Below are 14,773 nucleotides of genomic sequence, written 5' to 3'. Positions count from 1 at the left end.
ATGTTTATACTAGAAGTAAGTTTAGGAGTAATAGGGGCCACGATCGTTGCCTTCTTGGTGCTGATCTTGTTATTGGTTGCCCTATTGTTGTTCACTAAAGAAAAACTATCGCCATCTGGTCCTGTGACTATCACGATCAATGGTGAAAAGGAAATAGAAGTTCCTTCCGGAAGTACTTTGCTAAGTACTTTGGGGAACCAAAAGATTTTCTTGCCATCTGCCTGTGGTGGTGGAGGTACTTGTATCCAATGTGAATGTCATGTCTTAGAAGGTGGCGGAGAGGCTTTGCCTACAGAAACTCCACACTTTACCAGAAAAGAGCTAAAAGCCGGAGCGCGTTTGGCCTGTCAGGTAAAAGTAAAACAAGACATGAATATCACCATCCCAGAAGAGGTGTTTGGTATCAAGAAGTGGGAAGCTACTGTAGTTCGTAACTACAACGTGGCCTCTTTCATCAAAGAATTCGTAGTAGAGATCCCTGAGGATATGAACTACAAAGCCGGAGGATATATCCAGATAGAGATTCCACCATGTGAGATCAAATACAGCGATATGGACATCACGGCACACCCAGAGGAGCACGAGACTCCAGACAAGTTCCAAATGGAATGGGACAAGTTTGGTCTGTGGCCATTGGTAATGAAAAACACAGAAACTGTAGAACGCGCTTACTCCATGGCCTCTTATCCTGCAGAAGGGCGTGAGATCATGCTAAACGTTCGTATTGCGACTCCGCCATGGGATCGTGCCAAGAACCAATGGATGAACGTAAACCCAGGTGTGGCATCTTCATACATCTTTGCACAGAAGCCAGGAGACAAAGTGACCATTTCAGGACCTTACGGTGAATTCTTTATCAACCACAGTGAAGCGGAGATGCTTTACGTAGGAGGTGGAGCAGGAATGGCACCAATGCGTTCGCACTTGTATCACCTGTTCAAGACCTTAAAGACAGGTCGTAAGGTGACCTATTGGTACGGTGGGCGTTCTAAGCGTGAATTGTTCTACTTGGAGCACTTCAAAGAATTGGAGCGTGAGTTCCCGAACTTCAAATTCTATTTGGCACTTTCAGAGCCATTAGAAGAAGACAACTGGAAGGTTAAAGAGAGCTTGGATGCTCCTGGAGATGGTTTTGTAGGTTTTGTTCACCAATGTGTGATCGATAACTATTTGAATCACCACGAAGCTCCAGAAGATATTGAATTGTACTTCTGTGGTCCACCACTGATGAACAAAGCAGTACAGAAAATGGGAGAAGATTTCGGAATCCCAGACGAGAATATTCGCTTTGACGATTTCGGCGGATAAAAAACATAAACAAAAAACCCTCGGTTATAGCCGAGGGTTTTTTTATACGTTCAATTCAAAATCCAAACCGGGAGCCTCGCCTGTATAGTACCTGCTTCGTACATTCTTCACTGTTCGCATCATAGGATTAAGCGGCTGCAGTATGCGCAAAGCGGTGAGACCTGATTCTTCTAATTTAAGCTCTATGTCCTTATACAAGAAGATCTGCGTAGCGATAGACAGTTGCTGGTGTTTTCTGTGGGTGTCTTTTGGGATTTCAATATCTACTGCCTCGAATTCGGCTTCTGCCCCTTGCGCATTGATCTTTTTGTATTGTTGCATAACCGTTGGGCGGTCTAAGGTAAAAAGCGTGCCGAGATCTGTGTAGAAGTTTGGTTCCGCTTCTGGATTCAATGATAATTTATGCTGATGCTGTTTATCCTGATTCACGGCATAGAGCTTTAAGGTGATCTCCTCTGGGATAAGTACAGTGTGCTCCGGGAGTTGCGGCAATAGGTTGTAACATATAGCGACTTGATGCTCTTGCGCCAATCCCGCTTGCATAGTTTCACTCAGTAAAATATCAACACCTTCTGGCTCAGCAATTTGATAGGTCGTAGCATCTGTAACAGCGAATTCCCGAACATAGGCCTCTGCCTCGAAATGCTTTAAGACTTGTTTTAAATGTGCAGCGCTTTCCGGATTAATTTCCAGTAAATCCAATTGCAGCTCTTCTGGACTGAAGCGCGTAATGAGCGGTAATACTAAGGTAGCAAATGGGCCTGTTCCCGCGTAGATCAAACGAACGGGGCGATCCAACGTATCGTTTAGCTCTTTGACAGCCTGATATACGGCACTGCTATACGCTCTGGTTCGCATAATGTCTTCTACACAGCGAATGGCCCATTCTGTGCCAACGGCACGGCCTGCATCTGTATATATATCGTTGCGGTGCTGTTCTTCTTCGAGCTTTATTGCCGTTATCTCCAATAAAAGGGATTTATAGGTTTGACACCCGTTGAAAAGCTCCTGATAATGAAGCTCTGGGTTGTAAAGGCTGTCGGCAATCTCACCGAGGATCTTTAAGGAATTCTTCATAAGGCGAAGGTAAGACATCCCATTAAAATTGAAAACGGGTATTTATACCCTTACTCATGCAAAGTGACTCCACTAGTTTTACCAAAGAAGCATAAAACAGCTTCATTAACGGGAAATCACTTAAATCATATTATTATGGATCCATTTATAGGAGAAATCATTATGTTCGGGGGAAATTTTGCCCCCAGAGGTTGGGCTCTTTGTGAGGGACAACTATTATCGATCAGTCAAAACACCGCCTTGTTCTCGATCTTGGGAACCACTTACGGAGGTGATGGTAGAACTACCTTTGGCTTGCCAGATCTAAGAGGTCGTGCTCCTATCGGAGCCGGAAACGGCCCAGGACTCACCCCTCGTCCTCTAGGACAAAAGACAGGTGCAGAAACTACGCTTTTACAAGCGTCTAACTTGCCGCCCCACAACCATACAGCTTCTTTAAATGTTAGTGGCTCGGACGCTACCCAATCCGCAGCAACCGCAAATGCAACCATTGCTACTCCGGGAACTTTGTCGGGGAGAACCTTCACGGCAACCCAAGGATTTAACGGTGCGAGTCCAGATGTAACGCTAAATGCCAGTTCAGTGCAAACAGGAAATACCGGTGGTGGTCAGCCAGCCAACAATATGCAGCCTGTACAGGTTGTAAACTACATTATTGCGCTACAGGGAGTTTATCCTTCTAGAAATTAATAATGTAGGCTTTCATTTGACGAAAGGGTTGTTCCACTTGGGGCAACTCTTTTTTTTATTCAAGACCGATTTATTTTATTAACTTTAAGCAATAACTAACCGCAATTATGAAACCAGACAATTCAAGACGCAAATTCTTGCGCAACTCAGCAGTAGCTACTGTTGGTTTTTCATTAATTGGAACAGCAACACTAGCCAACGTCAACCCAGGTTCAAATTTTCCAGGATATTCAAGTTATTCCAACGAGAAAACCGATTTCAGATCCGGATTGAAACTAGACAAGCACCTTGAGATAAAAGGTCAGATCTTAGATGTAGATTCCTTAATGCCGGTGGCCAATGCCAAAGTAGAGGTTTGGTTCAAAGATGCGAATTCGAGTTGGAAACTAAAACGAGGATATTTCCACACCGACTCCAATGGCGATTACAGTTTTAAAAGTGATTGGCCAGGTAGAAAAAAGGGCGAATTGCCCCGATTCTATTTCCGTATCTCTAAAGACGGACGCGAGAATTACGGTTTGCTCTGTGTAAATCAGAAGCAAGCTTTCGCGCATTCGAGTCACTGGGAAAAACACCAAGCTCTTGGTGCCAAAACACTTCCTACCGTTAAGAACCAACTCACCAACAACACGATAAACTTAAATTTTTCACTTTAACTAAAACCAATACAAATTATGGAACCATTTCTTGGACAACTCATGAGTGTGGGGTTCAACTTCGCGCCTGTAGGTTGGGCGAAATGCGACGGCCAACTCTTAGCCATCGCTTCTAATTCAGCACTTTTTTCACTCTTAGGAACCATGTACGGTGGAGACGGTAGAACTACTTTCGCACTTCCAGATCTGAGAGGGCGTATCAATTTACACAACGGTAATGGGCCGGGGCTTTCTAACTATATCATGGGTCAGAAAATCGGAACAGAGACGAATACTCTTATCGTAACCCAGCTGCCATCGCACACGCACACTGCTACAATGAATTCCAGTGCTGCAGATGCTAACGCGAGTACTCCCTTTTCTGGAGCTTCTATAGCTACACCTGGGCAACAATCCGGACGTTCTTTTGTGCCGTCTTTAGGATTTAATTCTGCAACGCCAGATCAGCCATTGAACGGATTGACAGTAGGGAATACAGGATCAAATCTTCCGGTGAATAACATTCAGCCTTTAATAGTGACCAATTGGATCATTGCCCTTCAGGGTATCTATCCATCGCGTTCTTAATAATAAGCTGTAGAACTTAATCGATCTGCAGTTTCCAAGTTGGAGTGCCTGCGGTCGAATAACAGAACTTAAAGTGTTTGTTTTCTTCCCCCACTAGTGAACGAATGCAATACGAATTGCTAATCAATGATTTTGCCTTGGGCAAAATACGTTCTTTGTAAACTTGTATTTCGGCAAAAACCGCGGCGTCTGGTGTTTCTGTGAGATCTGCTGGAATTTGAATCCTTTCTGATTCGAATTCAAACGGCTGCTCAGAGGAAACATCTTTCGCAATGCTAAACAGTTTCGTTCGCTGCGTTGTTTTATAACAGGGACCTAAAGTCTGAAGCTCTTTATAGAGATCAAAGTAGGGTTCCTTTCCGTAAAATGTCAGCTCCCCATACACATCTATGGTTTGTGGTATAAACAAACCAGTAGCCTTTAATTGGGGTAAGAGGTTTTGCATGATCCTCACTTGAGGCTCTCTGGTAAGGCCTTTGTCCATCGTTTCCGATACCATGATATCATAGTGCTCCTTTGGGGCCTTATAGGTTATTGCATCCGCAGTAATATAGTCTGTGATATAATCTTGTAATTGTAAGGCTTCTACTAGACTTTTGACCGCTTTGATAGAGCTTTTGGTAATGTCCAAAAGACTTATTCGAACTTGATCGGGAGAAAAGTTGTGCAAAAATGGCAAGATCAGTGGTGCCGCCGGTCCGCAACCTGCATAAAGCAGATTCACGCTGTCTCTATCGACAAGCTGATCTTTGATCGCTTGATAGGTGCCCGTAATAAAGCGTGTAGTACGCAGCGGGTCTCGCAGACAGTCCAAGGCGTATTGAGAAGCCAAGGCAACACCACCATCTAAGAAGGTCTCTTCTTTATTCGAAAAGTCTCTCAGTAAAGCGTGTTCTTCCAGTAATTCCTGATAGTGATCTGCTAAGGCGAAAGCGGCAGCGATCTCTTCGGATTCTGTTTTGGCAGTTTTGATGGACTGAAACAGATCAGCAAAGGAATTTGTCGAAATCATAGTGCTAAGATGTAAAATTTAAATGAACCGGACACGGGCAGTTCTACCTATTTCTTAAATAGGAACTCAAATACTCGTGTTCTAATCAACTAGAAATGAAATCGATTTTTAATTACTTTTTTTGCGCCTTCTTGCTGCTATTTGCAGTGACTACCGCCCAAGCGCAGTTCACAGAAGATTTTGAGGCATTGGCAGACGGTACCGATAGCTTTGTTCTGGACGGAAAGACATTTACTTCCAGCAACACCGATTTTGACGTTACCACTTTTGTCAATGCAGGAGCTGGGGGCTCCGATAAGTTTATGGATAACTTGGGCATTGCCGCTACAGGATCGTCCTTTTCCATAACTACTGGTGGCGCGGCCTTTACTATGCAGTCCATAGACATGTATGTGTCTGCAATTGCCACGGGCGACACGCCAACCACAGGTCAAAGCGTAGAATTTGTTGGAAAACTAGCTGGAGTCACCGTTTGGACTTATACCAAAACCTCTGGGTTTCCCGCTGACTTTTCTGTCAATGAAGGATTCTTTGAACTCGACTTCGCCACGGAGCCGGGAGCAGATTACAGCATCTTGAACATAGACGAATTGCAATTCACCTTGCAAGGATCCCTGCAATATGTAGCATTAGATGATTTTATCATTGACAGCGAGATATTGAACACGGATCCGCCTTTTGTGCAGTCCATAGACGTGGTGGGTACGCCAACCAGTACCGCGACTAGCGTTGACTTTTTAGTCACCTTTAATGAGGAGGCGGTTAATGTCACTTTAGATGATTTTGCTTTAGATGCCGTGGGTACCCTGGGTAACTTAGCGTCCATAAGTGGCTCTGTAAACACCTATACCATAACAGTAGACAATATTTCTGGAGAAGGAACCATTAGCGTTGATCTCTCTGGAACAAACGATATAGAGGATACTTTGGGCAATTCTCCGGCGCCTGCTTTTACAGCTGGCGAGGATCATGTGGTTACGCGCTGTTTTCAGGAAACCTTTGAAAGTTTTGTTTCTGGCGATATAGTTTTCTCCAGTAACGGTATTGGTTTCGAGACCACCGGCGATGTTTTCGATGTTGGCTTTTTTGCTGGAGGCGGCTCGTCGGGCTCCGATCAGTTTTTAGACAATGATACTGATCTGGGGGTTAATAAAAACTATTCTATTTCCACTTCGGGCGGCGAAGCTTTCAATGTTGAAGCCATGGATTTTTACGCCTCTTCTGATGGCGGAACAAACCCTACCGACGACGGAACCCTTACCTTAACTGGAGTTTTAGGGGGGAGTACAGTATTCACCATTACCAAGACCACTGGTTTTCCAACAGATTTCTCTACCAATGGCGGCTGGTTTACGGTAGATTTTGCCACAGATGGAGCTGCGGATTACAGTCTGTCTAATATCGACGAGATAAGAATTGCGACTAGTGGTGCCTTCAATTATATAGCAACAGACAACTTTGAGCATTGCGAGGGAGTTTCTGCGACAGATCCACCAATAGTACTTGCAGCTAGCTTAGTAGGAGACCCAGAAGCAAATGCCAGTAGTGTGGATTATACTGTTGTCTTCAATGAGGATGCGGTAAATGTTTCCACGGACGATTTTAGTCTGACCTTAACAGGAACAGCTACAGGGAGTGTGGACAGCGTAAGCGGTTCTGCCAATACCTATACAGTGAGTATCACCGGAATCTCTGGCGAAGGTACCCTTAGACTAGATCTGTTGCCTGGAACAGATATTGCCGATTTGGATGGTAACACTCCTCCAGATCCTTTTACAGAAGCAGAAGTACATTTGGTATCTTCTTGCTATGTGGAAACTTTCGAAGCTTTAGCGCTGGACGCCAATGTTTGGACGCGTGCTGGGGTGCCTTTCTCGACCAGTACCACCCTTTTCAGTGTGGATGAGTTTATCGGGGCAGGAGCAGGATCTTCTGACCGTTATTTAGACAATATAGACGATCAAGGAATTGATAAGACCTATTCTATTAGTGTAACCAATACTTCACTGATCTATATGGAAAGTTTCGAGGTCTTTGTTTCTTCGGAGGCTAATGGAGCTAATCCTACCAACGACGGCTCATTGACCGTTCGCGGTCTACTCGATGGTGTAGAGGTTTACAGTTTTACCAAAACAGGTAGTTTTCCAACGACTTTTGGTTCTACTAATGGATTCTCTACGGTAAACTTTGCTACAGATGGGGCTTCTGATTTTACAGGAGTCGATGTAGACGAGATAGAAGTGACCACAAGCGGCAGTTTTATTTATGTCGCTGTAGATAATTTTAAGTTTTGTGAAGATATTGTTGCTCCTATTGCGGTATGCCAAGACGTAACGGTGGAGCTGGGTGCTGACGGAAACGTACTTGTGGCTCCTGCTGATGCAGACGGAGGCTCCTCAGATAATGCTGCACGTTTCTATCTCGGCTTCGAAACCACTGGTTTTGATTCTGAGACCACCGCAGGAAGTACCTCTGTAATTTATGGAGGAAATCCTTTCCTTATCAATGAATTTGCATTTACAGTTCCTGTCACTGGAGATTATACTCCTGTTGCAACAGGAACCTCTGCTTCCGATGGGAACGTGATCACCTTCTTTGATGCGAAGCCCGATCTTGGAATCGATCTGTTCACTTCACCTAATTACCTCGGATTTGTCAATTACAATAATAGCGGGGTGCTTACCGCAACAGACACTAGTCCGGTAAGATCTTTTGAAGCCGGGAAGACTTATTTCATGCACGTGTTGATCCCAGATCCTGGAGCTTTTGGTATGTCTACCATAACTTGGGATCTGCCTATTATTGCAGATGCTCCACTACAATACAGTTGTAGTGATATAGGGACAGTGAATGAGACCTTATACGCTTTTGACGACGCCGGTAATATTGATAGTTGTGCAACAGACATAACCATCAATGGTCGCGTGACCGATTGGGATGGAGCCGTATGGGATAATGGAACTCCAGATCTAGGAGCCGTTGTTGCATTCTCTGGCGATTACAATACCGTGACAGGGAGCATAGAATCATGTTCTTGTCTTATCGGAGCCGCAACAGTAACAGTAGCTGCGGGAGATTATCTCCTAGCTACAGATGAAATTATTATTGGAGCTACCGGAAACCTCGTAGTGGAGCACGAAGGTTCGGTAGTACAAACTTTAGAAACTGCAACCACCCTTAATGGTGGTTCGATCAGTGTGCAAAAAACCACACCGAGTCTCTCATTGAGAGACTTCAGTATTATCGGTTCTCCTATGAGTATGCAAGCTGCAACTGGCTTATATGATCCTGCTCGCGTGCGCATGTTTGGCCACAATACATTGAATTTTGTGCCAAATACTGATGTTGCTACCGCATTCCCATCCGCAGAGAATTTTGCCGATGATAACGGAGACAACTGGTCACCATATACCGGTACTTTAAATGTCGGAGAAGGCTATATGTATAGAAGAAGAGGCGTTGACGCTGGTCCTTCTGGAGTATTTACTATTGATTTTAATACGGGTACGCTAAACAGTGGTCCTGTCGCTACAACGGCTATTTTCAATACAGATCAGAATTCCAGTCCGAACCTGGTGAGCAATCCATATGCTTCTGCTATAGATGCTGACCTGTTCATTGCAGAGAACGCTGCGATTGTTTCCACACTTTATTTTTGGGAACACCTTACTGCACCTTCTGGAACCTATCCGGGATATGCTCCTTTGAATTACGATATGGGCGATATCTCTATGTACACCACAGGCTCAGGAGGAGTAGCTGCTGCCAATGGAGGTGTGGCGCCAACAGAGTTCATTGCATCTGCTCAAGGATTCGCCTATAAGGCTGCCGCTGCAGGAACTGTGAACTTTAACAATGCCATGCGTGTAACAGGTCCGAATAATACCTTTAGAGCTTTAGAACCGACCACTCGAGATCGTATCTGGTTGAATTTAACCAATGAGACCTACAGTTTGCGTTCGCAAGCTCTTATCGCTTTTGTAGACGGAGCTACTGCTGCAATGGAGCCGCATTTCGACGCCAAGCGATTGGCAACGCCTGTGTCTATTTACTCGCAATTACAAACTGGAGAGGAGCTAGCCATTAATGGCCTTCCGGTTTGGGAAGCAGAGGCTGAGGTCGTTCTTGGTATGAGCAGTATGATAGAGGCCGATGCGGTCTTTACCATTAGTATTGCCGAGATGGAATTTGATAGTATGCCTTTGGATATACCGGTATATCTGATAGATCATGTTTTAAATACACAAACCGATCTAACCCAGGGCGATTACACCTTTAGGGCCTTAAATGGCACTTACGACAATCGTTTCAGTTTGGTGTTTGAACAGCGTGTTTTAAGTGTTGATGACAATCAATTGGCAACTGTGGGCTTGCATCCAAACCCGGCCAGTGATATGGTTACACTAAGTGCGCCTAATGGAACCATTATTCAGGCCGTAACTGTTTACGATATCCGCGGACGACAAGTCATGCAACATCAGCTGAGCGCAGATCAAACTAGCTTTAGCGTAGCAGAACTAGACGCTGCAGTTTATATTCTTAAGGTCACTACAGATACCGGTACGCAGAGCTTGCGTTTGATCAAGGAATAAATCTCAAACTTTAAACAAAAAAGTGCCAATCACTTAGTGAATTGGCACTTTTTTTATGAGATCCTTAACATTTCTCGATTTTCCCTTGTATTTCATCGATTAAATACTATTTTTGACGACTAACTAGCTTGTATTCAACCCCTAATTATCAAAATTTAACCGTACTTATTATGTATCTTAATTACTTAACTGTCTCATTGTCAGTCAAAAAGGTGATTTTTGGAATCCTTGCCTGCTTGACATTAGGAGCGACCTTTACTGCTCAGGGACAAACCCGCAACTTCAATTTAGATCAACAATTACAGGAATTAGTGGCAAAAGAGGCTCTTTTTCAAGAAGATGCCGATTATTTTATCACCTCTGAGCATACGAGTGCCGTAAGCGGTACACATCACGTTTATTTTGTTCAGGCCATTAACGGAATTCCAGTAAAAGGAACCGAATCGAGCATTCATATCAATGCCGATGGGAAGCTGAGCAACTTTAACAATAAGATGATCAAGAACCTCTTCAATGAGGCCAAGGATAAGACCGGCTCAGCCATGACAGCAGAAATGGCTATCCAAAATGTGGCAACACGTATGGTCTACAGTATGTCCGAGCCCTTGACACAATTGGAACGTAAAGACAATGGGGTGGTTCTTTATAGTAAAGCTGGAATTTCAGAGCGTGAGATCCCAACACAATTGGTGTATCACTACGATGCTAAAGACGGCCTGACACTTACTTGGGAGCTTTCTATCGCAGAGACCCGTAGTGCCGATTGGTACAATTTCTTTGTAGATGCGCAAAGTGGTGAGATCGTGAGTAAATACAACTTTACCAACTATTGTGACTTTAGTCACGACCACAGCAACGATTTGCCTTTTATTGGTCCGCATCCAGCTCCAAAGGACGATGTAGCTTATACACCGACTATGGTTGTAAATGCCGCTGCTCCGGTACCGGCTCAATATCGAGTTTACGCTATGCCAGACGAGTCTCCGAACCACAGTACGGGACGCGTATTGGTTGTAAATCCTGAAAACACCAATGCTTCTCCTCACGGATGGCACGATACAAACGGCGCAACTGGTGCCGAGTTCACCACGGCACGTGGAAATAACTGTTTCGCCTATGAAGATGGTGACAATCCTGGTTATACACCAAACGGAGGTGCGAGTCTAGATTTTGACTATACTTTAACCATACCTTATACTACCGCGAATCAATCAGAAGACGCGGCGATCACGAACTTATTTTACTGGACCAATGTAATTCACGATGTACTTTATGAGTATGGTTTCGACGAAGCTGCCGGAAACTTCCAAGAGAACAACTACGGCAACGGTGGAATTGGCGGAGACTCTGTAGATGCAGAGGCTCAAGACGGTTCTGGAACTTGTAACGCGAACTTCGGTACTCCATCTGACGGAGGTAACCCAAGAATGCAGATGTATGTTTGTGATAATAACGGAAACGGTCAATTTGCCGATGGTGATTTTGATAACCTAGTAATCGCCCACGAATACGGCCACGGATGGTCTAACCGTCTTACGGGAGGTCCTGCTGCTGCCGGATGTTTAGGGAACAGCGAGCAAATGGGAGAAGGTTGGAGTGACTTCTTAGGTCTAATCCTTACCATGAAATCAGGAGACGCATCTAATACCAATCGTCCGGTTGGAACCTTCTTGTTCGAGCAACCGACTACTGGGGGTGGAATTCGTCCGCAGCCGTACAATAGAGAGAATAACACGCAGACTTACAGCAATATTTCTTCGGTATCTGTTCCTCACGGAGTTGGATCTGTTTGGGCAACCATGCTTTGGGAAATGACTTGGGACCTGATCGATGTATATGGTTTTGATACCGATTTCTACAGCGGGACAGGCGGAAACAACATTGCTTTGAACCTAGTATCTGAGGCTATGAAGCTACAGCCTTGTAGTCCAGGATTTGTTGACGGACGCGATGCTATCCTTCAGGCGGATTTGAATATTTACGGCGGAGCCAATCAGTGTTTGATCTGGGATGCCTTTGCTAGAAGAGGATTAGGTGTGAATGCGTCTCAAGGCTCTACCAGTAGTGTAACTGATGGTGTACAAGACTTTACTTCGCCAAGTGCGAGTTTTAACTTGGTAGGTGGAGATACATTCTGCGTAACGGAAGCGGTACAGACCTTGAGTGGAGGATCTGCTTTAGCGGCGGGTGTGTATTCAGGACCAGGTGTAACAGACAACGGAGATGGAACTTTTGATTTTGATCCGTCTGCTGCTGGTGTGGGTACACATACTATAACATTTACAACTCAAGATTGTGACGGATCACCTGCTGCTCCAACGCAATCTATAGACGTAACTGACGGTAACCCAGAATTGGTTTGCCAAAACGCTACTTTGACTTTAGATGGTGCAGGGAACGCAACGCTTGTAGAAGCTGACGTTATCTCTAACCTATTGCCTGGAGGTGGATACACGGTTGATCAAACCGGAACCTTTGCTCCAGAAGATATCACTGCTGTTGATACCGAAGTGACTTTAGGTGACGACGCTGGTATCGGTGTGCCTATCGGATTTACTTTCAATTTCTTCGGAACCGATTATACAACAGCCTATATCGCATCCAACGGATATATTAGCTTTACCAATGCTGGCCTTGGCGCGTTCAACAACACTGCCTTGGGTAACAGTGCAACTCCGAATAATCAGATTGCTGGTATGTGGGACGATCTTACACCAGATGCTGGTTCGACCATTAGTTATGCAACTATTGGTACGGCGCCAAACCGAACTTTCATTGTTAATTACGACAACATACGTCACTATATTAGTGGCGGTACAGGAATTCAGAATACTTTCCAAGTTAAGATGTTCGAAAGTACTGGGGTGGTAGAGATCCACGGAACCAATATCACCTCAGATGGCGGAACTCGTACTCAAGGAATCGAAAATGCTGATGCTTCAGAATTTTATGCAACTCCAGGAAGAAACAACACCAACTGGACTGCAACCAACGATTTTGTTGCCTTTATTCCTGATGCGGGTGGCTTGGCCGAAAACTGTGGAAATGCGGTTGCGGTATCACTAAGCCAAACAGCCTTTACTTGTGCTGATCTTGGAGAGAATATTGTGACCATCACTGCAGACGACGGTGCTGGAGGTGTTACTACTTGTGATGTAGTAGTTACTGTAGAGGGAACCGGTTCTACCTTCTCTGGAGGATCTTGGGATGTAACTCCAAATGCCGGAACCATTGCAACCATTGCAAGTAACTTCGACACGGCCACTAATGGAGATATCACGGCTTGTGCCTGTGATATTGATCCGGGAGCAACCCTTACCGTAAGTGCAGGTGGAACATTAAGCGCAGTTGGTAATATTGTTGTAGATGGTACTTTAGATGTCGCACACGAAGGTTCTGTAGTACAGATCAACGACGATGCTGTTGTTACCAATAACGGTAGTATCATTGTTCGCAAGACGTCTCCTTCTCTAGATAACCGCGACTTTATGATCGTTGGTAACCCAATGAGTGGAAGTACTCGTGCCAACACATTTGGAACAGCTGTGCAGTTTAGAAATCACAATACGGCTAGTTTTGTGCCTAATACTGCAGTTGCAGCTTCTGATCCAGGAGTTGAGAACTGGGCAGACGATAACGGAGATAACTGGGCAAACTATACAGGAACCATTAACCCAGGAGAAGGGTATCTATTGATGCCACAAGCATCTCCAACGGTTCCAGATGGTGCAGTTTATAACTTCACCTACGATGATGGTACACTGAACAATGGGGTATTCACTTTTGCCGCCGGATACAACGGATCTCAGAATGCAAGTGCCAATGTGACGGCTAATCCATACCCTTCTGCAATAGATGCAGATGTATTTGTAGCCGATAACAGTACTGTAGTAGGAACGCTTTATTTCTGGAACCATATTAATGGGCCGAGTGCGGCTTACGACGGTTATAATGAGGCCAACTATGATATGGGAGATATTTCCATGTATGTTGCTACTGTTGGAGGTACAGCTGCTGCCAATGGTGGAACTGCTCCAACGCAGTACATCGCTTCTGGACAAGGATTCGGATTCAAGGCTTTGGCCGCAGGAACCGTTACCTACGAGAACGATCAGCGTGTGGTTGGCAACAATACAGATTACAAGTCATTTGACGCTTCTAAAGTGCGTCTGTGGTTGAACGTAAAGAACGAGACCTATAAGTTGGGTAGCCAGATGTTGGTAGCCTTTATGGACAGAGCTACTGCAGGTTTTGAGCCGCAGTTCGACGCTAAGCGTTTGGGTACTCCAGTTTCTCTATTCTCTACCTTGGCTACTGGCGAGCAATTGACCATTCAGGCTCGCGAGGCATTTGATATGGGAGCAGAGATCCAAGTAGGATTCCGTTCTCAAATAGAAGAGAACCAATTGTTCACCATTTCGTTGAATGATATTGAATTGGGAACTTTGCCTACTGAGCTAAACGTTTACTTAGAGGATAAGGTAACGGGAACCATTACCAACCTGAGCACGGCTAACTATAGCTTTGCTGCGGAGGCAGGAATGGACGAGGATCGTTTCTTAGTGTTCTTTGAAGAGAAAGTGCTCAACACCAACGACGATCAGTTGACCAACTTGAGTGTGGTGCCTAACCCAACTACAGGCCTTGTGCGTGTAGTAGCTCCATCGGCAACGATAGAAGCGGTTGAGGTGCGCGATATTCGCGGTAGACTGATCACAAACAAGACCTTTAGTACAACCGATACTGTGGATCTGGATCTTACAGGTTTGGATACGGCCATCTACTTTGTGAAAGTATACACCACAGAAGGTACTATCGTAAAGCGAGTTATTAAGCAATAATTAGAATTGCCTCTTAATAGAAAAAAACCG

The 14,773-nt window shown here is 44.8% G+C and carries 8 protein-coding genes; 6 read left to right on the top strand and 2 right to left on the bottom strand.

Features of this window, described 5'->3' with window-relative positions; all coding sequences use genetic code 11:
- Complete coding sequence (nqrF, locus tag BTO09_RS02840) at nucleotides 1-1,308, top strand: NADH:ubiquinone reductase (Na(+)-transporting) subunit F (protein ID WP_087523223.1); 1,308 nt, start codon at nucleotides 1-3, stop codon at nucleotides 1,306-1,308.
- A 42-nt stretch (nucleotides 1,309-1,350) separates the two neighbouring features.
- Here nqrF and BTO09_RS02835 read toward each other — a convergent pair whose 3' ends face one another.
- Complete coding sequence (locus BTO09_RS02835) at nucleotides 1,351-2,385, bottom strand: hypothetical protein (RefSeq protein ID WP_087523222.1); 1,035 nt, start codon at nucleotides 2,383-2,385, stop codon at nucleotides 1,351-1,353.
- Nucleotides 2,386-2,520: 135 nt separating this feature from the next.
- Between BTO09_RS02835 and BTO09_RS02830 the strand changes: the two genes are divergently transcribed.
- The 3 genes from BTO09_RS02830 (at nucleotide 2,521) to BTO09_RS02820 (ending at nucleotide 4,298) form a co-directional block, all read left to right on the top strand.
- The gene (locus BTO09_RS02830) at nucleotides 2,521-3,075 is read left to right on the top strand and encodes a phage tail protein (RefSeq protein WP_198356525.1); all 555 of its coding nucleotides are present in this window, start codon (nucleotides 2,521-2,523) and stop codon (nucleotides 3,073-3,075) included.
- Nucleotides 3,076-3,182: 107 nt separating this feature from the next.
- The gene (locus BTO09_RS02825) at nucleotides 3,183-3,731 is read left to right on the top strand and encodes a hypothetical protein (RefSeq protein ID WP_087523221.1); all 549 of its coding nucleotides are present in this window, start codon (nucleotides 3,183-3,185) and stop codon (nucleotides 3,729-3,731) included.
- A gap of 18 nt (nucleotides 3,732-3,749) precedes the next feature.
- Nucleotides 3,750-4,298, top strand: coding sequence for a phage tail protein (locus BTO09_RS02820; protein ID WP_087523220.1), 549 nt, complete (start codon nucleotides 3,750-3,752; stop codon nucleotides 4,296-4,298).
- A gap of 16 nt (nucleotides 4,299-4,314) precedes the next feature.
- Here BTO09_RS02820 and BTO09_RS02815 read toward each other — a convergent pair whose 3' ends face one another.
- Nucleotides 4,315-5,310: a hypothetical protein gene (locus tag BTO09_RS02815; RefSeq protein ID WP_087523219.1), complete on the bottom strand. Its 996-nt coding sequence runs from the start codon at nucleotides 5,308-5,310 to the stop codon at nucleotides 4,315-4,317.
- Between the two features lie 95 nt (nucleotides 5,311-5,405).
- Here BTO09_RS02815 and BTO09_RS02810 point away from each other — a divergent pair, with 95 nt between their 5' ends.
- Together BTO09_RS02810 and BTO09_RS02805 are read left to right on the top strand one after the other, a co-directional pair.
- Nucleotides 5,406-9,902 (top strand): T9SS type A sorting domain-containing protein, encoded by a 4,497-nt coding sequence (locus BTO09_RS02810; RefSeq protein WP_087523218.1) that lies wholly within the window; start codon nucleotides 5,406-5,408, stop codon nucleotides 9,900-9,902.
- 197 nt (nucleotides 9,903-10,099) lie between these two features.
- Nucleotides 10,100-14,743 carry a M36 family metallopeptidase gene (locus BTO09_RS02805; protein ID WP_198356523.1) on the top strand — a complete coding sequence of 1,548 codons (4,644 nt, stop codon included), beginning with the start codon at nucleotides 10,100-10,102 and terminating at the stop codon, nucleotides 14,741-14,743.
- Nucleotides 14,744-14,773: the final 30 nt, after the last annotated feature.

The sequence above is a fragment of the Gilvibacter sp. SZ-19 genome, from assembly GCF_002163875.1.
GTDB lineage: Bacteria > Bacteroidota > Bacteroidia > Flavobacteriales > Flavobacteriaceae > Gilvibacter.
The sequence above is the reverse complement of the archived record's forward strand: the minus strand, read 5'-3'. Positions and strand labels throughout refer to the sequence as shown.

What these genes read in the sequence shown, in the direction of transcription:
- nqrF (WP_087523223.1), top strand. Translation starts at nt 1, where the DNA reads ATGTTTATACTAGAAGTAAGTTTAGGAGTAATAGGGGCCACGATCGTT.
- BTO09_RS02835 (WP_087523222.1), bottom strand. Translation starts at nt 2,385, where the DNA reads ATGAAGAATTCCTTAAAGATCCTCGGTGAGATTGCCGACAGCCTTTAC.
- BTO09_RS02830 (WP_198356525.1), top strand. Translation starts at nt 2,521, where the DNA reads ATGGATCCATTTATAGGAGAAATCATTATGTTCGGGGGAAATTTTGCC.
- BTO09_RS02825 (WP_087523221.1), top strand. Translation starts at nt 3,183, where the DNA reads ATGAAACCAGACAATTCAAGACGCAAATTCTTGCGCAACTCAGCAGTA.
- BTO09_RS02820 (WP_087523220.1), top strand. Translation starts at nt 3,750, where the DNA reads ATGGAACCATTTCTTGGACAACTCATGAGTGTGGGGTTCAACTTCGCG.
- BTO09_RS02815 (WP_087523219.1), bottom strand. Translation starts at nt 5,310, where the DNA reads ATGATTTCGACAAATTCCTTTGCTGATCTGTTTCAGTCCATCAAAACT.
- BTO09_RS02810 (WP_087523218.1), top strand. Translation starts at nt 5,406, where the DNA reads ATGAAATCGATTTTTAATTACTTTTTTTGCGCCTTCTTGCTGCTATTT.